Here is a 23096-nt window from a genome sequence, read left to right as displayed (position 1 = left end):
GTCTCCTGATTTCGTCAACAAACGGCCGAAAGCCTATAAACAAGAGAGGAACGCTCCATGCGTGTCGGTTGCCCGAAGGAAATCAAGAACCATGAATATCGTGTCGGTCTCACCCCCGGTGCGGTGCGCGAATATGTGGCGCATGGCCATGAGGTGCTGATCGAAACCAAGGCGGGTGCCGGCATCGGTGCCGATGACGCCGCCTATATCGCCGCCGGCGCGAAAATTGTCGGCTCCGCCAAGGATGTGTTCGAAAAGTCGGACATGGTCGTGAAGGTCAAGGAACCTCAAGCCAGCGAATGGACGCAACTGAGGGACGGCCAGATCCTCTATACCTATCTTCACCTCGCGCCCGATCCGGAACAGACCAAGGGCCTGCTCGCTTCCGGTGTGACGGCGGTGGCCTATGAAACCGTGACAGACGAGCGCGGCGGCCTGCCGCTGCTCGCGCCGATGTCCGAAGTCGCCGGCCGCCTGTCGATCCAAGCCGGCGCCGTGGCGCTACAGAAGGCCAATGGCGGCCGCGGCATCCTGCTCGGCGGCGTTCCCGGCGTTATGCCGGCCAAGGTGGCGGTCATCGGCGGCGGCGTCGTCGGCCTGCATGCCGCCAGGATGGCCGCCGGGCTCGGGGCAGACGTCACCATTCTCGACCGCTCGCTGCCGCGCCTGCGCCAGCTCGACGATATCTTCAACGGCCGCGTGCACACCCGTTTCTCGACCATCGATGCGCTCGAAGACGAAGTCTTCTCCGCCGATCTCGTCATCGGCGCCGTGCTCATTCCGGGCGCTGCCGCACCGAAGCTGGTGACTCGCGAAATGCTTTCCGGCATGAAGAAAGGCGCCGTGATCGTCGACGTCGCCATCGACCAGGGCGGCTGCTTCGAAACCTCGCACGCCACCACCCATTCCGACCCGACCTATGAGGTCGACGGCATCATTCATTATTGCGTGGCCAACATGCCCGGCGCCGTGCCGATCACTTCGGCGCATGCGCTCAACAATGCGACGCTGCATCATGGCCTCGCGCTTGCCGATCGCGGCCTCCGGGCCATCGCCGAGGACCGGCACCTGCGCAACGGCCTCAATGTCCACAAAGGCCGCATCACCAACGCTCCGGTCGCCGAAGCGCTCGGCTACGAAGCCTATGCGCCGGAAAGCGTGCTGAACGTCGCTTGATTTCTCCGTCAATGCACCGCGCGTCACCGACGCGCGGTGCTTCTATTTTGTCGAAACCGACGGCCGCGACCGCCTTCCACTCAAGCCGTCCCGTCGATCCGTGCCTGCAGGGCGATCGCGCCATGCGGCGCATTGACCTTGCCCTCATGGATCATGAAGGCATAGACGTCGCGCGGCATTTTCTCGACCTTCCTGTGCTCATCGACCAGCGGCAGGTCGCTGGGCACCTTGCCCTCAGCCCAGGTCTTCAGCCGCTCGGCCCAGTCGCCCAGATCCTTGTCGTCGTAGCAGGTCGGAATATCGTCCGAGCCTTTCTGCAGGCGGGCATAGACGAAATCGGCGGTGACGTCTGCCACCATTGGATAATCGAAATGCTCGGCGCAAACCGGGGCCACGCCATATTTTTCCAGCATCGTTACGAATTCCGGTACCTTGAAGGAATCGTGGCGCACTTCCACCACATGGCGCAAAGCAATGCCGTCCTGCTTCGCCGGCAGCAGTTTCAGAAACGCCTCGAAATCCTGCGGATCGAATTTCTTCGTCGGTGCGAACTGCCAGAGCAGCGGACCGAGATGATCGCCAAGCTCGCTGATGCCGGAGGACAGGAACTTTTCCATCGACTCGCCGGCTTCGGCCAGCACACGGCGATTGGTAACGAAACGCGTTGCCTTCAGCGAGAAGACGAAATCCTCGGGCACATCCGCCGCCCATTTCGCGAAGGTTTCCGGCTTCTGGGTGCTGTAATAGGTGCCGTTGACCTCGATGATGCGCATCTGGCGGCTGGCGTAATGCAACTCGTCTTTCTGCTTGAGATCGGCAGGATAGAAATGTCCGCGCCACGGTTCGAACGTCCAGCCGCCGATGCCGGTGCGGATCGTGCCTTGCTTCGTCATCTGAGGATCCCCAATTGGTGCTTCGAGAGAAAATTCAAGACGGTGGAATGAAAGGTTGAGAAATTTCCTGGAACGCCACCTGCGCCTCGAAATGCCGGCAATGGGTTGCGAGCGCAGCGTAATCATCAAGCTTCAGCAGATCGGGATGGGATTCCGCAGCATGCCGCATCGCGCAGACGACGGCGACATCCGCATGGGTGATGCGGCCCTCGAACAGAAATTCCCCTGTTTTAGCCGCGCAGATATCCTCCAGCGCCGCAAGCGTGGAACCGATCTGCGAAGCGCAACGCTTCGACCAGATTTCGGAGCCATATTCATGCAGCCGCATCTCATAAAACAGGCTGACGGCCTTGTCGGCGAGGCCGGTGGCGAGCGCGGCCACTTTCATGGCATGGCGGCGCTTTTCGCCCTGTGGCCAAAGCCGCCGGCTCTCCGGCACCAGGCCATCGATATGGTCGAGGATGGTGACGCTGTCGACCAGCACGAAACCGTCATCCAGCACCATGGTCGGCACCCGCATCAGCGGGTTGAGTTCGCGGATGCGCTCGCCATCGCCAAACACCGACCACGGCCGGTGCTCGAAGGGCAGGCCGTAGATGCGCAATGCCAGCGCCACGCGGCGCACGAAGGAGGAATCGTATTGGCCGATCAGGATCATGGCATCACTCCGCCGCCGCAGCGGCCCTCGAGGGGCGACGCTCCAGCAGTTCCTTGAGGAACTGGCCGGTATAGGAGCGCTTTTCCTTGACAATGGTTTCCGGCGTGCCGATCGCGACGATCTCGCCGCCGCCATCGCCGCCTTCCGGACCGAAATCGAGGATCCAGTCTGCGGTCTTGATGACTTCGAGATTGTGCTCGATGACCACGACCGAATTGCCCTGGTTCACCAGTTCCTGCAGCATTTCCAAGAGCTTGGCGACATCGTGGAAATGCAGGCCGGTCGTCGGCTCGTCGAGGATGTAGAGCGTGCGCCCCGTCGAGCGCTTCGACAGCTCCTTGGCGAGCTTGACGCGCTGCGCCTCGCCGCCGGAGAGCGTATTGGCCTGCTGACCGACTTTGATATAGCCGAGGCCGACATCCTTCAGCGATTGCAGCTTGTCGCGCACCGCCGGCACCGCCGCGAAGAACTCGACGCCTTCCTCGACGGTCATGTCGAGCACGTCGGCGATCGACTTGCCCTTGAAGGTGACATCGAGCGTTTCGCGATTGTAACGCTTGCCGTGGCAGACGTCGCAGGTGACGTAGACATCCGGCAGGAAATGCATCTCGATCTTGATGACGCCGTCGCCCTGGCAGGCCTCGCAGCGGCCGCCCTTGACGTTGAAGGAGAAGCGGCCCGGCTGGTAGCCGCGCGCCTTGGCTTCCGGCAGGCCGGCGAACCAGTCACGGATCGGCGTGAAGGCGCCGGTATAGGTCGCTGGGTTGGAGCGCGGCGTGCGCCCGATCGGCGACTGGTCGATGTCGATGACCTTGTCGATATGCTCGAAGCCGTCGATGCGGTCGTGGTCGGCCGGATTTTCACGCGCACCCATGACGCGACGCGCCGCCGCCTTGTAGAGCGTCTCGATCAGGAAGGTCGACTTGCCGCCACCGGACACGCCTGTCACCGCTGTGAAGACGCCGAGCGGGATCGAAGCCGTGACATTCTTCAGATTGTTACCGCGTGCGCCGATAACCTTGATTTCCTTGCCCTTCTTCGGCTTTCGCCGTTCGGCTGGAACTCGCACGCCGAGTTCGCCCGACAAATACTTGCCGGTGAGGGATTTCGGATTGTCCATCACCTGCTGCGGCGTGCCCTCGGCCACGACCTGACCGCCATGCACGCCGGCGGCGGGACCGATATCGACGACGTAATCGGCCGTCAGGATCGCATCCTCGTCATGCTCGACGACGATGACGGTATTGCCGATGTCGCGCAGGTGCTTCAGCGTTTCAAGCAGGCGGGCATTGTCGCGTTGATGCAGGCCGATGGAGGGCTCATCAAGCACGTAAAGCACGCCTGTCAGGCCCGAGCCTATCTGCGAGGCGAGACGAATGCGCTGGCTTTCGCCACCCGACAGCGTGCCGGAATTGCGCGACAGGCTGAGATAATCCAGGCCGACATCGTTGAGGAAGCGCAGGCGCTCGCGGATTTCCTTGAGGATGCGCACGGCGATTTCGTTCTGCTTGGCGCTGAGATGGGCCGGCAATTCCTCGAACCAGTCGCGGGCGATGCGGATCGACATGTCGGTGACCTGACCGATATGCAGGCCATGCACCTTCACCGCCAGCGCTTCCGGCTTCAGGCGATAGCCGTTGCAGGCCGGGCAGGGCGCGGCCGACATGTAGCGCTCGATCTCCTCGCGCGCCCAGGCGGAATCGGTTTCCTTCCAGCGCCGTTCGAGATTGGGAACGATGCCTTCGAAAGTCTTGGTCGTCTTGTAGGAGCGGGCACCGTCGGCATAGTGGAATTCGATCTTCTCGTCGGTGCCGTGCAGGATCGCCTTCTGCGCCGGCGCAGGCAGATCAGCCCAGCGATCCGTCAACTTGAAGCCGTAGGCCTGGCCAAGCGCCTCCAGCGTCTGGTTATAATAGGGCGATGAGGATTTTGCCCAGGGCGCGATGGCACCGTCCTTGAGGCGGCGGTCGTGCTCGGGCACGATCAGCGCCTCGTCGATCTTCTGCTGTGAGCCGAGGCCGTCGCAGGAGGGACAAGCACCAAAAGGATTGTTGAAGGAAAACAAGCGCGGCTCGATTTCCGGAATGGTGAAACCGGAGACGGGGCAGGCGAATTTTTCCGAAAACAGCACTCGCTGGTGCGTCTCGTTCAGCGACTTGTTGGCCGAGCCGCCGGCCGCCGTCTCTTCGGCCGGCAGCGGCTTGTCGGCGAATTCGGCGACGGCCAACCCGTCAGCCAGCTTCAGGCTGGTTTCCAGGCTGTCGGCCAAGCGCGCGGCGATATCGGTGCGCACCACCAGGCGGTCGACCACCACGTCGATGTCGTGCTTGTATTTCTTGTCCAGCGCCGGCACCTCGGCGATCTCGTAGAACTGGCCGTCGACCTTGACGCGCTGGAACCCCTTCTTCATCAGTTCGGCGAGTTCCTTCTTGTACTCGCCCTTGCGGCCGCGCACCATCGGCGCGAGAATATAAAGGCGCGTGCCTTCTTCGAATTCCAGCACGCGGTCGACCATCTGGCTGACCGTCTGGCTTTCGATCGGCAGGCCGGTCGCCGGCGAATAGGGAATGCCGGCGCGCGCGAAGAGCAGGCGCATATAATCGTAGATTTCGGTGACCGTGCCGACCGTCGAGCGCGGATTGCGCGAGGTCGTCTTCTGCTCGATCGAAATCGCCGGCGACAATCCGTCGATCTGATCGACATCCGGCTTCTGCATCATTTCCAGGAACTGGCGCGCATAGGCCGAAAGGCTTTCGACATAGCGACGCTGTCCCTCGGCATAAATCGTGTCGAAGGCGAGCGAAGATTTGCCCGAACCCGACAGGCCGGTCATGACGATCAGCGAATTGCGCGGCAGATCGAGGTCGATGCCTTTCAGATTGTGCTCGCGCGCACCGCGGATGGAAATCGACTTCAACTCACTCATGGGGCTCACTCATATCCGGCCGGCAAGGGACATCCGGTCAATCCGGTCCTTATGTAGTCACGCTTTCGGGCATGTCGAGATGGAAATCCAGGATTCGCCACCCAGGACTCACTTGACGGCAGCATAGCGAATTATTAGAACAAAAAAAGAACAAATTTGTTTGTGGATTATTGTCGTCAGAGGACCGCGAGCGGATTATATTGGTTTAAGATACCGCGATAACGAAAACGGATGCCGCCGGGATGGCGGCAGGCAGGGTGAGGCGTATGGCTGGCAGTGTCAACAAGGTAATTCTGATCGGAAACGTCGGTGCGGATCCGGAAATCCGGCGCACGCAGGACGGCAAGCCGATCGCGAACCTGCGGATCGCCACGTCGGAGACCTGGCGCGACCGCAATTCCGGCGAGCGCCGCGAAAAGACCGAATGGCACAGTGTCGTCGTGTTCAACGAAGGCCTGTGCAAGGTGGTCGAGCAATATGTGAAGAAGGGCGCCAAGCTTTATATCGAAGGCGCTTTGCAGACCCGCAAGTGGCAGGACCGCGACGGGCAGGACCGGTACTCGACGGAAGTCGTCCTGCAGGGCTTCAATTCGACGCTGACCATGCTGGATGGTCGCGGCGAAGGCGGTGGCCGTAGCGTTGGCAGCGACTACGGCTCCGGCGGCGGCTACGATAATGATTTCGGCCAATCCTCCGCCCCGCGTGGCGGTGGCCAGAGCCGTGGCAGCCAGGGCAGCTCCGGTGGTGGTAATTTCTCGCGCGACCTCGACGACGACATTCCCTTCTGATTGTAAACGGACGGGTGAATAGAGCCGATGGATGCCACACCTGAAATCGAGATTGCTGCTATAACGGCAGCGCATATCGACGGTTTTCATGACGCACTCGATGCGGTGGCGCGTGAACGCAAGTATCTGACGATGCTTGAAGCGCCGCCGCTTCCCAGAATCCGTGAGTTCGTGCTCGACATGATAGACAAACGGAACCCGCAATTGGTTGCGGTTTGCGATGGTCAGGTTGTCGGCTGGTGCGATATTCGGCGGGATTTTTTTCCGTCCCATGCGCATAGAGGCACCTTGGGGATGGGAATTATTTCCGCTTATCGGGGGAGAGGCGTGGGGCGTCGATTGATCTATGCAGCACTGGAAAAAGCATCTCAGGAAAGGTTCATACGTATCGAGCTTTCTGTTCATGCGGACAACATGCCGGCCATCGCGCTCTATGAAAAAGCCGGCTTCATTTCCGAAGGTTTGCACAAACACGCCGTCTGTATTGACGAGCGCTTTATCGACGCGATCACGATGGCAAAGATACTCGACACAAAGCGGCAGCCCATATCATAAAAATTGCCGGTGACGGCCGTGTCGAATTGGCAAGGTCTTGAGCCAGTTCGCCAATTCAGCGGGCAGATTTTATGACGGCAGGGCGAAGGCCGAACGGATGCCGTCGACGACGAATTGTGCGGCAAGGGCGGCGAGGATGACGCCGAGCAGGCGGGTCAGGATGGCGCGGCCGGTGACGCCGAGAAAGCGGTCGATGCGCTCGGCGACCACCATCGTCGCGTAGAGCAGCGCCGCACAGAAGGCGATGATGGCAATGAGTTGCAGCCGCCCGATGGCGGTCGGCATCGAGGCGGCCAGCAGGATGGTCGCCGAGATGGCGCCAGGGCCGGCGATCAGAGGCAGAGCGAGGGGGAAGACGGCGATATTGTGGATGTGATCCTTGGTGATCGCCACTTCCGAGGTTTTTTCCTTTCGCTCCTGGCGCTTTTCGAACACCATTTCGAAGGCGATCCAGAAAAGCAGCAGCCCGCCCGCCAGCCGGAACGCGCCGATGGAAATGCCAAGCACAGCCAGCACGCTGGCCCCGAACAGGGCGAAGACGGCGAGGATGAAGAAGGCGATGACGGTGCCGCGTAGCGCTACCTGCTTGCGCTGGTCACGGCTCATGCCGACGGTGAGACCCAAAAAAATCGGTGCGAGGCCGGGCGGATCGAGCGTTACCAGCAACGTCGTCAGGGCATTGATCAATATGTCCACGGTACGTCATCCCCTTTGCCCGGGGCCGGCGGGCATTCCTTTCTTCGCCACCGCGGCCATCCGGCGGTCATGAACGCTGGAAGTCTCCTCAGGGAGTCACCACCGCTGTGACCTGCCATTCGCCGACGCCGGTCCTGTCGAGGACGGCAAGACCGGCGGTCGGATAGCCGCTGGGAAAATGGCGGTGCGTTTCTTCCGATCCGGCCAGCCGCTCGAACAGTTCCTCCATGGTCGGATTGTGGCCGACCAGCATCACCGACGTTTCCGGTCGCGATGCTAGCACGGTGAGATATGTATCGAGACTGCCCTCATAAAGAATGTCGGCGACGTCGAGCGCTACGTTGTCGCTGAGGCCGGCAAGCACGATGTCGCTGGTCTGCCGGCAGCGCGTTGCAGATGAGGATACCAGCGCATCCGGCGTCCAGCCCGCCTGCCGCATCTCATCTCCAATGAAAGCGGCTTCTTCGCGGCCGGTCGGGTCGAGTTCGCGCTGCTTGTCACGCTCGCCCGGCCGTGCGGCGGCCGCTTTCGCGTGGCGAAGGAGATAGAGGCGGGTGATGCTGCATGGCATGAAGAACTGGCTCCGTGGTGTCTGGTACGGCAATCGGGGCGCCCGCGTCGCGCCGCCTTTCCGGTGGCGGCAAGATTACAGAATGTCGCTGGCTAATCCAGCCTTGTCGCGGCTTGCGGCACAGACAATCGACCGCCTGTTCCATTGCGAAACGGATGGCGCGAAACGCAAACTGGCGCGGAGCTTGCTTGCCAAACTTGCTTCCATCTTTCGCCCTGCTGCGATCTGCTTGGAATTTTGATGAAAAAAGAGACGTTTAGCGGAATTTTAAGTCAGATTTATTATTGTGCTCAAAGCCTCTCTGAGACTTGAATCGCCAATGGCTGTTAAGGTATACACCCGCCATTGAGATGTTCTTCAGGAGAATCGCGTTGAGTGAGAAGATCGATCTTAACAACTATGTTCTCTCGGAATCCGATGAGTTCATGAATGCCAGCCAGCGTGCCTATTTTCGCGCAAAACTGATCGCATGGAAAAACGACATCCTGCGTGAAGCCCGCGAAACGCTCGGGCATCTGGCTGAGGAAAGCGCAAATCATCCCGACTTGGCTGACCGTGCTTCGTCGGAAACCGACCGGGCGATCGAGCTCCGGGCGCGGGACCGGCAGCGCAAGCTGATTTCGAAAATCGATGCAGCCTTGCAGCGGATCGACGACGGCACCTACGGCTACTGTGAGGAGACAGGTGAGCCGATCGGTCTGAAGCGGCTCGACGCTCGTCCGATCGCAACCCTGTCGATCGAGGCCCAGGAGCGTCACGAGCGGCGCGAGAAGGTCTATCGGGACGAATAACGCATCCGGTCGCGAGGCAACGATATCGCGATCTCCATGATTTTACTTGCCGTGCGATCCCGGGATCGCACGGCATTTTTATTTGCGAGCTGTCTTAATTGTTTTCGCCGCCGAAAATGCGCGCCATCTGAGCCTGCATGGCGCGCTGGTCGGCATTGGCGGGGGGCGGCGGTCCGCCCGTGTTGCGCGGGGCAGCCGGCGTCGCCGGACGGACGGAGGTCGGCTGGGAGCGTTGCTGGTTGGCGCGGCCGGCTTCGAGGCGCGAGGCCATTTCGGCTTCCAGCATGCGCTCGAAATCGTTCATCTGTTCGCTGATCACCGCCGCTTTGGGGGGAGCCGTGGTCTGCGCAGGCGCGGCGCGGCGCGGCGGCTCCGGTTTCGCCGTCACGGCAGGCGGTGTGACCGGGCGTGGCTCGGACGGCGTCGCTTCGCTATTAAATCGGCTTTCGGCGCGGCTGCGCCAGGCCTCGGCGGGGCCTATGGCCGCGCGCGCCGGTTCCTCACGCCAGGGCGGCGTGAAGGCCGGATGGGGCGGGGCGTCGTCGCGCGCGTCCTCGAAGGCATGGTCGTCCTTCGTCTCGTCGTCGTCATAAAAGCTGGCGGCGGGGAATGCTTCGGAAATATCGTCATAGTCGGCGTCGCCTTCGGCGACGATCCTGCTTTCGATCACCACATCGGTCGGGCCGCCGATCATGATCAGATGCTCGACATTGTCGCGCCGCACCAACACAAGGCGGCGGCGGGTATCGACAGGGGTGCTGTCGAGCACCTGCAGGCGGTTCTCCCGGCCGCGGCTGGCGCGCAGGAAGGGCAGCGGGCCGCGATTGCGAATGAAGCGCAGGACCATCACAAGGCAGGCCAGCGCTATGCCGACGCCCGCGATCGCGACGAGCAGGCGTCCTCCATAATTTCCGACGACGTCTTCCATGCTATAGTTCTCCAGGAACCGACTGTTGCGGCGGCGGCGATTCCGGTCAAGGCGCAATTCGCGGTTACGCACCGGAAGATGGGCCGGTGGCGCGGTTCGAGGCGTCTTACCGCTGATTTTGCCGTGGTGACAGCGGCCTGTCGAGCGCCGCCGCCACAAGATGACGTAAATCTTTGTGAATAGGTGGGCGAAGGCGAGATGCTTAAGCTTTTTGCGATAGCGACAAATTGATAGATCTGGAAAGTGCTGCTGATTCCACCTGCCCGAGGCCGTCGGCGCGCAGCCAGTTGCGAGGAATTCATGACGAAAGTGCCGCCACAAGGCGACAAGAATGCGCCCTTGGTCGATCGCGACGTGCGCTCCGGCACGGCGGCGCGCATCATTCTGCTGGCGATCGTGCTGATCGGCATGTCGGTCGCTTTCGTCGTCTTCAAGCGCCAGCTCGGCAACGAGATCGTGCTCGGTCTGCTCGGCGTTCTCGCCATGGTCGGCGTGTTCTTCCTGGTGTCGTCGGTCATCGGCTTCATCGAGGTGATGCCGCAGCGTCAGTCTGACGGGCTTGGCAAATCCTTCCTCGACAGCCATCCGGACGGCACGCTGATCACCGACGAGCGCGGCCGAGTCGTCTATGCCAATGCCGCCTATGGCGTGCTGACCGGCGCGGCCAAGCCGACAGAGGTGCAGACGCTGGAAACCCTGCTGTCGCGCCATCGCGAATCCAACGAGGCGTTGTATCGTCTCACCAATGGCCTGCGCGAAGGCCGCGACGGCCATGAGGAATTCCGCCTGATGCGGCCGCTGGGCGCGGCGAGCGCTGGCCCGGCCGCCCACTGGTATCGGTTGAAGGCGAGGCTCTTGCCGAAGACAGACGGAAAAAGCGCGCTGCATGTCTGGCAGATCACCGACATCACCATTGATCGCGACGATCAGGAGCGCTTCTTCAAGGAATTGCAGAACGCCATCGATTATCTCGACCATGCGCCCGCCGGCTTCTTCTCGGCTGGCCGCAAGGGCGAGATCGTCTATCTCAACGCCACACTGGCCGAATGGCTGGGCATCGACCTGACCAAATTCGCGCCGGGCTCGATGAGCATCGGCGACCTCGTCGCCGGCGAGGGACTGGCGCTAATCCAGTCGGTGAAGGCCGAGCCGGGGCTGAACCGCACCGAAACCTTCAATCTCGACCTGCGCCGCTCGAACGGCCAGAGCCTGCCGGTGCAGATGGTGCATCGGGTGACCGCGTTGCGTGACGGCGCGCCGGGCGAAAGCCTGACCATCGTGCTCACCCGCCAGGGCGCTGACGATGTCGACGGCTCCGCCTCCGCCGCTTCGATGCGTTTCGCCCGCTTCTTCAATAACACGCCGATGGCCATCGCCTCGGTCGATGGCGAGGGCCGCATCCTGCGCACCAACGCACCCTTCCTGAAGATGTTTTCCAGTGTCGTCTCGCGTGACGATATCGAGCGCGGCGCGCTGCTGGAAACCATCGTTCACGATCAGGATCGCTCGCGGCTGTTGCAGGCACTCTCGGCGGCACGCGACCGCCAGGGCGATATCGCGCCCATCGACTCCCGCCATCCCAAGGATGACACGCGCCATTTCCGCTTTTATGTCAACGCCGTCATCGATCAGAACGACGACGATCCGGAAGAGGTGGCGATCGTCTATGCGGTCGAGGTAACCGAGCAGAAGGCCCTGGAAAATCAGATGGCCCAGACGCAGAAGATGAACGCGGTCGGCACGCTCGCCGGCGGCATCGCCCATGATTTCAACAATGTGCTGACGGCGATCCTGCTCTCTTCCGACCATCTGCTGCTGCAGGTGCGCCCCTCGGATGCCAGCTTCGCCGACCTGATGGAAATCAAGCGCAACGCCAACCGCGCCGCCGTGCTGGTCCGGCAATTGCTCGCCTTCTCGCGCAAGCAGACGATGCGCCCGACCGTGCTCAGTCTCACCGATGTCGTCGGCGACTTGCGCATGCTGGTCGACCGGCTGATTTCCGGCACCAATGTCAAGCTGACGGTCGATTACGGCCGCGATCTCTGGCCGGTGAAGACTGACCTGTCACAGTTCGAGCAGGTGCTGATCAATCTTTGTGTCAATGCGCGCGATGCCATGCCGAATGGCGGCACGATCACGCTGCGCACCCGTAACCTTCCCGCCGCCGAGGTGGCGAGCCTGAATTATCCCGAACTGCCGAATGACGATCTGGTCATGATCGAGGTCGCCGATACCGGCACCGGCATTCCGCCCGAGATCATGGACAAGATCTTCGAGCCCTTCTTTACCACCAAGGAGGTCGGCAAGGGCACCGGACTTGGACTGGCCATGGTCTATGGTATCGTCAAGCAGTCCGGCGGCTACATCCATCCGGAATCGGAAGTCGGCAAGGGCACGGTGTTCCGCATCTTCCTGCCGCGCCATGTGATCGAGGTCGCGCCTGTCATCGCCGCCAACGAGAACTTGCCGGTCGCGCCGGCTGCGACCGAAGCGGAAAAGCCCAAAAAATCCGAGCCCGTCGATCTCACCGGGAAATCCGCCGTCGTCCTCCTGGTCGAGGACGAGGAGGCGGTGCGGCGCGGCGGCAAGCGCATGCTGGAAACGCGTGGCTACACCGTGCATGAGGCCGGCTCCGGCATCGAAGCGCTCGACATTATGGACGAACTCGACGGCAAGGTCGATATCGTCGTCTCCGATGTGGTGATGCCGGAGATGGACGGCCCGACGCTGCTCGGCGAGCTGCGCAAGAAATATCCGGACCTGAAATTCATCTTCGTCTCGGGCTATGCAGAGGATGCCTTCGCCCGAAACCTGCCCGCCGAGGCCAAGTTCGGCTTCCTGCCGAAACCGTTTTCGCTCAAGCAACTGGCCGAAGCCGTCTGGGAAATGCTCGACGGCGGCAAATGATGCCGGACGGTTGTCTTTATAAGAGGGGCGGATCCCACGATCCGCCCCTTTTTGTTATTTCAGCGCGACCGCGATGCGGGCGGCGAGGCGGGCATTGTTTTCCACCAGCGCGATATTGGTCTTGAGGCTGCGGCCGTTTGTCAGGTCGAAGATTTTCGACAGCAGGTAGGGCGTCACCGCCTTGCCGCTAATACCGTCTTCTTCCGCTGCATCAATGGCTTGGCTGATAAAGCCTTCCATCTCGTCCCGGCCGATTTCATCCTGCTCCGGCACCGGATTGGCGATCAGCATGCCGCCATCGATGCTCATCTGTTCGCGCACGGATTGGAAGCGGGCGATGCCTTCGGCGCTATTCAGGGTCAGCGGGCTGGCAAAGCCCGAGACCCGCGACCAGAAGGCCGGGAAATCGCGCGAACCGAAGGTAACGACCGGTACGCCGCGCGTTTCCAGCACTTCCAATGTCTTCGGAATATCAAGGATCGCCTTGGCCCCGGCGCAGACGACGATGACAGCCGTGCGCGCCAATTCTTCGAGGTCGGCCGAGATATCGAAGCTCTCCTCGGCGCCGCGATGCACGCCGCCGATGCCGCCGGTCGCGAAGACGCGCACGCCGCCGAGCGCTGCCGCAATCATTGTCGCCGCGACGGTGGTCGCTCCGGTACGCCCTTCGGCGATCGAGAAGGGTAGGTCGGCGCGCGACACCTTCATCGCGTCCCTGGTCTGCGCCAGCGCCTCGAGCTGCGGCTCTTCGAGGCCGATATGTAGCACGCCGTTGAGAACGGCAATGGTCGCCGGCACCGCGCCCTCGGCACGGATGATCGCCTCGACGCTGCGCGCCATGTCGATATTGCCGGGATAGGGCATGCCATGGGTGATGATCGTCGATTCGAGCGCCACCAGCGGCAGGCCCCCGGCCTTGGCGTCGGCGACTTCACGCGAATAGACGATCGGAAGAGTGGACTTGGTCTCTGTCATGGTTCGTATCCGTTGGCTGGCGCGAACGGGCGCCAGATGTTTCCCTTAGAGCGCTTGCGCCTCGGGAACGCGCATCAGCGCCGTCCGCATGCTGTCCTGGGAGAGGAGTTCACTCGTCGCATAGGGCGATTGCAGAGTGATGGCTGCGCAGGCGATCCCCAGGCGAGCCGCCTGCGCGATGTCCAAGCCGCCCATCAAGCCGAAAATCGTGCCGGCTGCAAGCGAATCTCCCGCCCCTGTGACATCATCGACAGCGGAAACAAACGGCGGCGCCAGCAGCGCCGCGTTTTCGCCGTCGAAGGCCACCAGGGATTTGCCGCCGCGCGTCACCACGCCGCCACGCAGTCCGGCCGCGCGCAGCAGCCCCGGCCATTCCGCCATGTCGGCGACATTTCGTCCCGCCAGCGCCCGCGCCTCGGCTTCGTTCATGAACAGGAAATCGAGCAGCCCGATCGCCTGTCGGTAACGGACCACCTTCGCCGGCGAAATCGCGATGCCCGCCACCCGCTTGCCAAGTCCTTTCGCCTGCCGCGTCAGCGCCAGGATCGTCTCTTCCGGCAGGTTGGCGTCGCAGAGCAGAAGCTCGCCATCGGCAATCGCATCGCGGATCGCACGCATGGCCGCGCGGCGCGGCGTGAACAGCTTGTAAAGCTCCATATCCGCGAGCGCGATGACCAGATTGCCGTCGTTTTCCAGGATGGCCGTATAGCTCGGCGTGCGTCGGTCGAGAAAGATGAAGGGACGGTCGATGACCCCGGCCTGTTCGGCGGCCGTGGTCACCATGTCGCCCTCGGCATCGCCGCCGCGCGGCGAAATCATCGTCACCGAAAGCTCGAGCCGGGCGAGATTGCGCGCCGCATTGAACCCGCCGCCGCCAGCCTCGCTGAACCAGGAGCCGGGATTGGACGCGCCGGGCGCGGTGAGGCCCGAGATTCGCCCCCGCCGATCCACATGCGCACCGCCGCAAACCACCACTTTCGTCATCGCCCGCCCTCCGAAAAAAGCCCGATTCGATCATTCATTTCTGCGGACGAGGATCGCAATCCTCTGATAATACACATGAAAACAGAAAGGGAACGCATGCGTGATTTCTTTTTTGAATCAGGTGCTTGATCGGCTCTTGAAGAATAAGAACAAAAAGAGTACATATGGCGTAACAGCAGTTTCGTTGCCAGTGCGGCTTCAATAACCTAAAGGTGGACCCGATGTCACAGAATAGTTTGCGGCTCGTAGAGGACAAAGCGGTGGATAAAAGCAAGGCACTGGACGCAGCTCTTTCGCAGATCGAGCGCTCCTTCGGCAAGGGCTCGATCATGAAGCTCGGCTCCAACGAGAATGTCGTGGAGATCGAAACCGTCTCCACCGGCTCTCTCAGCCTGGATATCGCGCTCGGCGTCGGCGGTCTGCCGAAGGGACGTATCGTCGAAATTTATGGCCCGGAAAGCTCGGGCAAGACGACGCTGGCGCTGCAGACCATTGCCGAGGCGCAGAAGAAGGGCGGCATCTGCGCCTTCGTCGATGCCGAACATGCGCTCGATCCGGTCTATGCCCGCAAGCTCGGCGTCGATCTGCAGAACCTGCTGATCTCCCAGCCGGATACCGGCGAGCAGGCGCTTGAAATCACCGATACGCTGGTGCGCTCCGGCGCCATCGACGTGCTGGTCGTCGATTCAGTCGCGGCGCTCACGCCGCGCGCCGAAATCGAGGGCGAGATGGGCGATAGCCTGCCGGGCCTGCAGGCCCGCCTGATGAGCCAGGCGTTGCGCAAGCTGACGGCATCGATCTCCAAGTCGAACACCATGGTGATCTTCATCAACCAGATTCGCATGAAGATCGGGGTGATGTTCGGTTCGCCCGAGACGACGACGGGCGGTAACGCGCTGAAGTTCTATGCTTCGGTCCGTCTCGATATCCGCCGTATCGGCTCGGTCAAGGAGCGTGACGAGGTGGTCGGCAACCAGACCCGCGTCAAGGTCGTCAAGAACAAGATGGCGCCTCCCTTCAAGCAGGTCGAATTCGACATCATGTATGGCGAAGGCGTCTCGAAGACCGGCGAGCTGGTCGATCTCGGCGTCAAGGCCGGTATCGTCGAAAAGTCCGGTGCCTGGTTCTCCTATAACAGCCAGCGCCTGGGGCAGGGGCGTGAAAACGCCAAGTCCTTCCTGCGCGACAATCCTGATCTCGCCCGTGAGATCGAAATGGCTCTGCGCCAGAATGCCGGCCTGATCGCCGACCGCTTCTTGCAGAACGGCGGCCCGGAAGCCGAGGATGGGGATTCGGCGGCGGAAGCTTAATCCCGCCTATCTTTTCCGTTTCCTTGCGCCGGCCGTATTTCGAAAGATGTACGGCCGGTTTTGCTGTGCGGTGCTGGACAGGGTGCGGCACGAGCGATAAAAGCCGGTAACTTTGATTAAGAAGAATGCCGGGGTCCGGCGTGAATGAAGGGCGTATCATGAGCGGTGTGAATGAAATCCGGTCGACCTTTCTCGACTACTTTAAAAAGAACGGCCATGAGGTCGTGTCTTCCAGCCCGCTTGTGCCGCGCAACGACCCGACCCTGATGTTTACCAATGCCGGCATGGTGCAGTTCAAGAACGTCTTCACCGGCCTGGAGCAGCGTCCCTACTCGACGGCGGCCACCGCGCAGAAATGCGTGCGCGCCGGCGGCAAGCATAACGACCTCGACAATGTAGGTTATACCGCCCGCCACCATACCTTCTTCGAAATGCTCGGCAATTTCTCCTTCGGCGATTATTTCAAGGAGCGCGCCATCGAACTGGCCTGGAACCTGATCACCAGGGAATTCGGCCTCGACCGCGAGCGCCTGCTGGTTACGGTCTACCATACCGACGACGAAGCCTTCGACCTCTGGAAGAAGATCGCCGGGCTGCCGGACCAGAAGATCATCCGCATCCCGACCAGCGACAATTTCTGGGCGATGGGCGATACCGGCCCCTGCGGCCCCTGTTCGGAAATTTTTTATGACCACGGCGACCATATCTGGGGCGGCCCGCCCGGCTCGCCGGAGGAGGATGGCGACCGCTTCATCGAAATCTGGAACCTCGTCTTCATGCAGTACGAGCAGATTTCCAAGGAAGAGCGCGTCAACCTGCCGCGTCCGTCGATCGATACCGGCATGGGCCTGGAGCGCGTCGCGGCTGTGCTGCAGGGCAAGCATGACAATTACGACATCGACCTGTTCCGCGCCCTGATCGCCGCCTCCGAAGAGGCGACCGGCGTCAAGGCCGAGGGTGAGCGTCGCGCCAGCCACCGCGTCATCGCCGACCATCTGCGCTCGGCCTCCTTCCTGATCGCCGATGGCGTGTTGCCGTCCAACGAAGGCCGTGGTTATGTCCTGCGCCGCATCATGCGTCGCGCCATGCGCCATGCGCAGCTTCTTGGCGCCCGCGATCCGCTGATGTGGAAGCTGGTTCCCGCACTCGTCGCCCAGATGGGCCGCGCCTATCCCGAGCTCGTTCGCGCCGAGGCGCTGATTTCCGAAACGCTGAAGCTGGAGGAAACCCGCTTCCGCAAGACGCTGGAGCGCGGCCTCGGCCTGCTCTCGGATGCGACCGCCACTTTTGGCAAAGGCGATATGCTCGACGGCGAAACCGCCTTCAAGCTCTACGACACCTATGGCTTCCCGCTCGACCTGACGCAGGACGCGCTGCGCGCCCGCGGCATCAATGTCGATCTCGCCGGCTTCACCGATGCCATGGAGCGCCAGAAGGCGGAAGCGCGTTCGCACTGGGCTGGTTCCGGCGACAAGGCGACGGAAACGATCTGGTTCGAGCTCAAGGAAAAGCACGGCGCGACCGAATTCCTCGGATACGATACCGAAACCGCCGAAGGCGTGGTGCAGGCCATTGTGCGCGACGGCGCATCGGTCGATGCCGCCAATGCCGGCGAGCAGGTACAGATCGTCGTCAACCAGACGCCGTTCTATGGCGAATCCGGTGGCCAGATGGGTGATGCCGGCGTAATCTCTACCGACCATGCCAAGGTGTCGGTCTCCGATACCCAGAAGAAGGGCGAAGGCCTGTTCGTGCATTCGGCCACCGTTTCTGAAGGCACGCTGAAGGTCGGTGACGCGGTCGCCCTGGCCGTCGATCACGCCCGCCGCGCTCGGCTGCGCTCCAACCACTCCGCCACCCACCTGTTGCATGAAGCCATGCGTGAAGTGCTCGGCACCCATGTGGCGCAGAAGGGTTCGCTGGTCGCGCCCGAGCGTCTGCGCTTCGACGTATCGCATCCGAAGCCCATGTCGGCGGAGGAGTTGAAAGTCGTCGAGGACATGGCCAACGAGATCGTGCTGCAGAACGCGCCGGTCACAACGCGCCTCATGACCGTCGATGACGCCATCGCCGAAGGCGCGATGGCGCTGTTCGGTGAAAAATACGGCGATGAAGTCCGCGTCGTGTCGATGGGTCGTGGCGTGCATGGCTCCAAGGCCGGCAAGGCCTATTCGGTCGAACTCTGCGGCGGCACGCATGTCAATGCCACCGGCGATATCGGCTTGGTGCGCATCCTCTCCGAAAGCGCTGTCGGCGCCGGCGTCCGCCGCATCGAGGCGGTGACGGGCGAGGCGGCGCGCATCTATCTGGCCGAACAGGATGAGCGAGTGAAAGCCCTGGCGACGGCGCTGAAGGTGCAGCCGGGCGAGGTTCTCTCTCGCGTCGAATCCATGGTTGACGAACGCCGCAAGCTGGAGCGCGAACTGGCCGATGCCAAGCGCAAGCTCGCCATGGGCGGTGGCCAGGGCGGCGCGGCGGATGCCGTGCGCGAGATCGGCGGCGTGAAATTCCTCGGCAAGGCGATTTCCGGCGTCGATCCCAAGGATCTCAAGGGTCTGGCCGATGACGGAAAGACCAGCATCGGCTCCGGTGTCGTGACGCTGATCGGTGTTGCCGAGGACGGCAAGGCGAGCGCGGTGGTCGCGGTGACGCCGGACATGACCGAACGCTTCAGCGCCGTCGATCTGGTGCGCATCGCCTCGGCCGCGCTTGGTGGCAAGGGCGGCGGCGGCCGGCCGGATATGGCCCAGGCCGGCGGCCCGGACGGTGCGAAGGCAGCGGAGGCCATCGAGGCAGTCGCTGCGGCCCTCGGCGGCTGATGGTGACGGGCGTGGTCGCTTTGCCAATCCAGACGAGCGGCCCGTACAATGCTCTGTATTCCTTTGAAGCCTCGCGCCTCGGCGCGGGGCTTTTTGCATTCGGCCGGCAAAGGCGCGAACCAAGACTTGCATTCCGCAGTCAAACGTCGCACATCAGCCGTGATTTTCAGGGCCAGGGCCTTGCCGGTGGGCCTGCTGCGACACGCGAGGAGAGATCATGAACGCTGCCACCAATGCATCGGTCGAAGTCGGAAGCGGCGGAACCAGAGTGATCTTCAGCAATACGGCGCGTCTGTCGCTGATCGCCGGCCCCTGCCAGATGGAAAGCCGCGACCACGCCTTCACGATGGCCGGCAGGCTCAAGGAAATCTGTGGCGCGCTCGGCCTCGGCCTCGTCTACAAATCCTCCTTCGACAAGGCAAACCGCACCTCGCTCGGCGCCGAACGCGGCATCGGGCTGGAGAAAGCGCTGGAAATCTTCGCCGATATCAAGGCGGAATTCGGCTTGCCGGTCTTGACCGACGTCCATACGGAGGAGCAATGCGGCCTTGTCGCGGCCGTGGTGGATGTGCTGCAGATTCCGGCCTTCCTGTCGCGCCAGACCGACCTGCTGGTCGCGGCTGCGAAAACAGGTCGTGCGGTAAACGTCAAGAAGGGGCAGTTCCTCGCGCCCTGGGACATGAAGAACGTTCTGAACAAACTGAATGCCAGCGGCAACCGCAATGTCATGCTGTGCGAGCGCGGCGCCTCCTTCGGTTACAACACGCTGGTTTCCGACATGCGCGCCCTGCCGATCATGGCGGCCATGGGCGCGCCGGTGATTTTCGACGCCACCCATTCGGTGCAGCAGCCGGGTGGGCAGGGCGGTTCGTCGGGCGGGCAGCGCGAATTCGTGGAAACGCTGGCGCGGGCGGCGGTGGCCGTTGGCGTTGCCGGCGTCTTCATCGAGACGCATGATGATCCCGACCATGCGCCTTCGGATGGGCCGAACATGATCAAGCTCGCCGACTTGCCGCGCCTGCTGGAGAAGCTCGCCGCCTTCGATACAGTCGCGAAAGCGCTCTGAGCCGGCGCGCGAAAAGCTGTCATTGAATTTTCTCTGTCTTGGGATAAGACAGATTCAAACGATTTAACCACCAAAGGCAGGAAGACCCATGACCGCAATTACCGATATCATCGCCCGCCAGATTTTCGACAGCCGTGGCAATCCGACCGTCGAAGTCGATGTTCATCTGGAAGATGGCAGCATGGGCCGCGCCGCCGTTCCCTCGGGCGCATCCACGGGCGCGCATGAGGCCGTCGAACTGCGCGACGGCGGCAAGCGCTACGGTGGCAAGGGCGTCGAAAAGGCTGTCGAAGCGGTGAACACCGAGATCTTCGACGCCGTCGGCGGCCATGACGCCGAGAACCAGATCCAGATCGACCGCCTGATGATCGAGCTGGACGGAACGCCGAACAAATCGCGCCTCGGCGCCAATGCCATCCTCGGCGTATCCCTGGCGACCGCAAAGGCTGCGGCCCAAAGCGCCGGCCTGCCGCTCTACCGTTATGTCGGCGGTCCGAACGCCCATATTCTGCCGGTGCCGATGATGAACATCATCAATGGCGGCGCGCATGCCGACAACCCGATCGACTTCCAGGAATTCATGATCATGCCGGTCGGCGCCGAAACGCTGGCGGATGCCGTGCGCGTCGGTTCGGAAATCTTCCACGTGCTCAAGAAGGAACTGGCAAGCCAGGGTCACAACACCAATGTCGGCGATGAAGGCGGCTTCGCGCCCGGCCTGAAGAGCGCCACCGAAGCGCTCGATTTCATCATGAAGTCGATCGAGAAGGCCGGCTACCGTCCGGGCGACGACGTCATGCTCGGTCTCGACTGCGCCTCGACCGAATTCTTCAAGGACGGCAAGTATGTCATGGAGGGCGAGGGCCGCACGCTGGAATCCGGTGCCATGGCCGAATACCTCGCCGATCTCGCCGCCCGCTTCCCGATCATCTCGATCGAGGACGGCATGGCCGAAGACGACTGGGACGGCTGGAAGGCCCTGACCGACCTGATCGGCAAGAAGTGCCAGCTCGTCGGCGACGACCTGTTCGTCACCAACTCTGCCCGCCTGCGCGACGGCATCAAGATGGGCGTCGCCAACTCGATCCTCGTCAAGGTCAACCAGATCGGCTCGCTGTCGGAAACGCTCGACGCCGTCGAGACCGCGCACAAGGCCGCCTACACCGCCGTCATGTCGCATCGCTCGGGCGAGACGGAAGACTCCACCATCGCCGATCTCGCCGTCGCCACCAATTGCGGGCAGATCAAGACCGGCTCGCTGTCGCGCTCGGATCGTCTGGCCAAGTACAACCAGCTCATCCGCATCGAGGAAGAGCTGGGCCTGCAGGCCGTTTATGCCGGCCGCTCGATCCTGCGCGGCTGATTGGACCGACCCGTATCGAAAACAGGAACCCGCGGCTTCACGGCCGCGGGTTTTCTTTTGGCCAATTTCTTCAGCCCTGGCCGACGTGGTCAACGAAGAGTTAAACAATCGCGATTAGGTTTAACCGCATCGTCTACAGCGTATCGAGTACCGGGTTTTCATGTGGACCAAACATCATAAGAAGCGCAAGTTCGGCCGCCTCGTTCTTCCTGCGATCACTGTCGCATTCGTCTCCTATTTCAGCTATCATTCCGTGCACGGCGATTTCGGCCTGATCGCGACGGAGGCGTTCGAGCGTCAGCGTCTGGCCCGTGCCAGTGAGCTGGAAAAGCTGACGGCGACGCGTGAAACGCTGGAGCGTCAGGTCTCTCTGATGAGCGATGGCTCACTGGAGAAGGACATTCTCGACGAAAAAGCCCGGTATGCGCTGAATGTGTCCCGGAAGGACGAGATCGTTATTTTCAATACCTATCGATAATTAACCGTTTTCAGGTTAATTCGAAAAAGACTATAAAATTCATGGCCTTATATTGTATGAGAGCCATGCATTTATGGCATTGCTGACGGCTGCTTTATTGCCTATGGTACTCCTCACCAGAACATAGCCTATACTTATCCGGGAGGAGTGAATGGCATCGCGTAACGCCGCGTCCGTCGGCCGCAAATCGTCTGCGGCAAAAGCCGCCACCAAGGATTTCCTCAACGGAACGATCGCGGAGTTCGACCGCGACAAGGAACTCAATGCTTATCGCGAGATGCTGCTGATCCGGCGTTTCGAGGAAAAGGCCGGCCAGCTCTATGGCATGGGCTTCATCGGTGGCTTCTGTCACCTTTACATCGGCCAGGAAGCTGTCGTCGTCGGCATGCAGATGGCGCTCAAGGAAGGCGATCAGGTCATCACCGGCTATCGCGACCATGGCCATATGCTCGCCTGCGGCATGAGCGCCCGCGGCGTGATGGCGGAGCTGACCGGCCGCCGCGGCGGCCTTTCCAAGGGCAAGGGCGGCTCCATGCACATGTTCTCGAAAGAGAAGAATTTTTATGGCGGCCATGGCATCGTCGGTGCGCAGGTATCGCTCGGCACCGGTCTCGCCTTCGCCAACAAGTATCGCGGCAACGACAACGTCTCGCTCGCCTATTTCGGCGATGGCGCTGCCAATCAGGGCCAGGTCTATGAGAGCTTCAACATGGCCGCTCTCTGGAAACTGCCGGTAATCTACATCATCGAGAACAACCGTTACGCCATGGGCACCGCCGTGGCGCGCGCGTCCGCCGGCGTCGATTTCTCTCAGCGCGGTTCGGCGATCGGCATTCCGGGTTTCCAGGTGGACGGTATGGATGTGCGCGCCGTCAAGGCGGCGGCGGATGAGGCGGTCGCCTTCTGCCGCGACGGCAAGGGCCCGATCATCCTCGAAATGCAGACATACCGCTATCGCGGCCATTCCATGTCCGACCCGGCGAAGTATCGCAGCAAGGACGAAGTTCAGAAGATGCGGTCGGAGCACGACCCGATCGAGCAGGTGCGCGCCCGTTTGCTGGAGAAGGGCTGGGCGAGCGAGGACGATCTGAAGGCGATCGACAAGGACGTCCGCGACATCGTCGCCGATAGCGCCGATTTCGCCCAGAACGATCCGGAGCCGGATGCTTCCGAGCTCTACACTGATATCCTGCTTTGATCGACGGGGAGGAC

General features: G+C 61.9%; 20 protein-coding genes. 12 read left to right on the top strand and 8 right to left on the bottom strand.

The genetic code is table 11. The features are described 5' to 3' along the window. The first annotated feature begins 57 nt into the window (after window positions 1-57). A complete protein-coding gene (gene ald, locus P7F60_RS10830) occupies window positions 58-1176 on the top strand; it encodes an alanine dehydrogenase (RefSeq protein WP_277917747.1) in 1119 nt (372 codons plus the stop codon). Between the two features lie 80 nt (window positions 1177-1256). On the opposite strand, the gene P7F60_RS10825 is transcribed toward ald, so the two are convergent. Genes P7F60_RS10825 through uvrA form a run of 3 tightly spaced genes read right to left on the bottom strand, consistent with a single transcriptional unit; the run spans window position 1257 to window position 5653 of the window. Then, window positions 1257-2069 (bottom strand): DUF72 domain-containing protein, encoded by an 813-nt coding sequence (locus tag P7F60_RS10825; RefSeq protein WP_277917746.1) that lies wholly within the window; start codon window positions 2067-2069, stop codon window positions 1257-1259. A gap of 34 nt (window positions 2070-2103) precedes the next feature. Next, complete coding sequence (locus P7F60_RS10820) at window positions 2104-2727, bottom strand: glutathione S-transferase family protein (protein ID WP_277917745.1); 624 nt, start codon at window positions 2725-2727, stop codon at window positions 2104-2106. A 4-nt stretch (window positions 2728-2731) separates the two neighbouring features. Beyond that, window positions 2732-5653, bottom strand: a complete 2922-nt coding sequence (gene uvrA / locus P7F60_RS10815; protein WP_277917744.1) for an excinuclease ABC subunit UvrA — start codon at window positions 5651-5653, stop codon at window positions 2732-2734. Window positions 5654-5919: 266 nt separating this feature from the next. On the opposite strand from uvrA, the gene P7F60_RS10810 reads away from it, so the two are divergent. Continuing rightward, entirely contained in the window at window positions 5920-6441 is a 522-nt protein-coding gene (locus tag P7F60_RS10810) for a single-stranded DNA-binding protein (protein WP_277917743.1), read from the top strand. Between the two features lie 27 nt (window positions 6442-6468). Continuing rightward, window positions 6469-6996: a GNAT family N-acetyltransferase gene (locus P7F60_RS10805; RefSeq protein ID WP_277917742.1), complete on the top strand. Its 528-nt coding sequence runs from the start codon at window positions 6469-6471 to the stop codon at window positions 6994-6996. A gap of 69 nt (window positions 6997-7065) precedes the next feature. On the opposite strand, the gene P7F60_RS10800 is transcribed toward P7F60_RS10805, so the two are convergent. Beyond that, a complete protein-coding gene (locus tag P7F60_RS10800; RefSeq protein WP_277917741.1) occupies window positions 7066-7692 on the bottom strand; it encodes a MarC family protein in 627 nt (208 codons plus the stop codon). An 88-nt stretch (window positions 7693-7780) separates the two neighbouring features. Then, window positions 7781-8263 carry a histidine phosphatase family protein gene (locus P7F60_RS10795; RefSeq protein WP_277917740.1) on the bottom strand — a complete coding sequence of 161 codons (483 nt, stop codon included), beginning with the start codon at window positions 8261-8263 and terminating at the stop codon, window positions 7781-7783. Between P7F60_RS10795 and P7F60_RS10790 the strand changes: the two genes are divergently transcribed. Then, window positions 8250-8504: a hypothetical protein gene (locus P7F60_RS10790; protein ID WP_277917739.1), complete on the top strand. Its 255-nt coding sequence runs from the start codon at window positions 8250-8252 to the stop codon at window positions 8502-8504. The genes P7F60_RS10795 and P7F60_RS10790 overlap by 14 nt on opposite strands. A 130-nt stretch (window positions 8505-8634) precedes the next feature. Next, window positions 8635-9054: an RNA polymerase-binding protein DksA gene (dksA, locus tag P7F60_RS10785; RefSeq protein ID WP_277917738.1), complete on the top strand. Its 420-nt coding sequence runs from the start codon at window positions 8635-8637 to the stop codon at window positions 9052-9054. A 94-nt stretch (window positions 9055-9148) separates the two neighbouring features. Here dksA and P7F60_RS10780 read toward each other — a convergent pair whose 3' ends face one another. Further along, on the bottom strand, window positions 9149-9982 hold the full coding sequence (locus P7F60_RS10780; protein WP_277917737.1) for a flagellar biosynthetic protein FliO: 834 nt from the start codon (window positions 9980-9982) through the stop codon (window positions 9149-9151). A gap of 300 nt (window positions 9983-10282) precedes the next feature. Between P7F60_RS10780 and P7F60_RS10775 the strand changes: the two genes are divergently transcribed. After that, window positions 10283-12889, top strand: a complete 2607-nt coding sequence (locus P7F60_RS10775) for a PAS domain-containing sensor histidine kinase (RefSeq protein ID WP_277917736.1) — start codon at window positions 10283-10285, stop codon at window positions 12887-12889. A gap of 54 nt (window positions 12890-12943) precedes the next feature. Here the strand turns inward: P7F60_RS10775 and P7F60_RS10770 are convergent, their stop codons facing one another. Together P7F60_RS10770 and P7F60_RS10765 are read right to left on the bottom strand one after the other, a co-directional pair. Next, window positions 12944-13864, bottom strand: coding sequence for a pseudouridine-5'-phosphate glycosidase (locus tag P7F60_RS10770; protein WP_277917735.1), 921 nt, complete (start codon window positions 13862-13864; stop codon window positions 12944-12946). A gap of 45 nt (window positions 13865-13909) precedes the next feature. Beyond that, the gene (locus P7F60_RS10765; RefSeq protein ID WP_277917734.1) at window positions 13910-14848 is read right to left on the bottom strand and encodes a carbohydrate kinase family protein; all 939 of its coding nucleotides are present in this window, start codon (window positions 14846-14848) and stop codon (window positions 13910-13912) included. Window positions 14849-15069: 221 nt separating this feature from the next. Here P7F60_RS10765 and recA point away from each other — a divergent pair, with 221 nt between their 5' ends. The 6 genes from recA (at window position 15070) to pdhA (ending at window position 23082) form a co-directional block, all read left to right on the top strand. Further along, complete coding sequence (gene recA / locus P7F60_RS10760) at window positions 15070-16158, top strand: recombinase RecA (protein ID WP_277917733.1); 1089 nt, start codon at window positions 15070-15072, stop codon at window positions 16156-16158. Window positions 16159-16316: 158 nt separating this feature from the next. Continuing rightward, window positions 16317-18977 carry an alanine--tRNA ligase gene (gene alaS / locus P7F60_RS10755; RefSeq protein WP_277917732.1) on the top strand — a complete coding sequence of 887 codons (2661 nt, stop codon included), beginning with the start codon at window positions 16317-16319 and terminating at the stop codon, window positions 18975-18977. A 217-nt stretch (window positions 18978-19194) separates the two neighbouring features. Then, window positions 19195-20043: a 3-deoxy-8-phosphooctulonate synthase gene (gene kdsA, locus P7F60_RS10750; protein WP_277917731.1), complete on the top strand. Its 849-nt coding sequence runs from the start codon at window positions 19195-19197 to the stop codon at window positions 20041-20043. A gap of 88 nt (window positions 20044-20131) precedes the next feature. Beyond that, the gene (gene eno / locus P7F60_RS10745) at window positions 20132-21406 is read left to right on the top strand and encodes a phosphopyruvate hydratase (RefSeq protein ID WP_277917730.1); all 1275 of its coding nucleotides are present in this window, start codon (window positions 20132-20134) and stop codon (window positions 21404-21406) included. A gap of 160 nt (window positions 21407-21566) precedes the next feature. Then, window positions 21567-21884, top strand: a complete 318-nt coding sequence (locus P7F60_RS10740) for a septum formation initiator family protein (RefSeq protein WP_277917729.1) — start codon at window positions 21567-21569, stop codon at window positions 21882-21884. 151 nt (window positions 21885-22035) lie between these two features. Beyond that, on the top strand, window positions 22036-23082 hold the full coding sequence (pdhA, locus tag P7F60_RS10735) for a pyruvate dehydrogenase (acetyl-transferring) E1 component subunit alpha (protein ID WP_277917728.1): 1047 nt from the start codon (window positions 22036-22038) through the stop codon (window positions 23080-23082). Window positions 23083-23096 lie beyond the last annotated feature (14 nt).

Origin of the sequence: Rhizobium sp. YJ-22, assembly GCF_029601685.1 — a bacterium.
Lineage (GTDB): Bacteria > Pseudomonadota > Alphaproteobacteria > Rhizobiales > Rhizobiaceae > Metarhizobium.
Note: the sequence above shows the minus strand (reverse complement) of the source record. Positions and strands in the feature narration are given on the sequence as shown.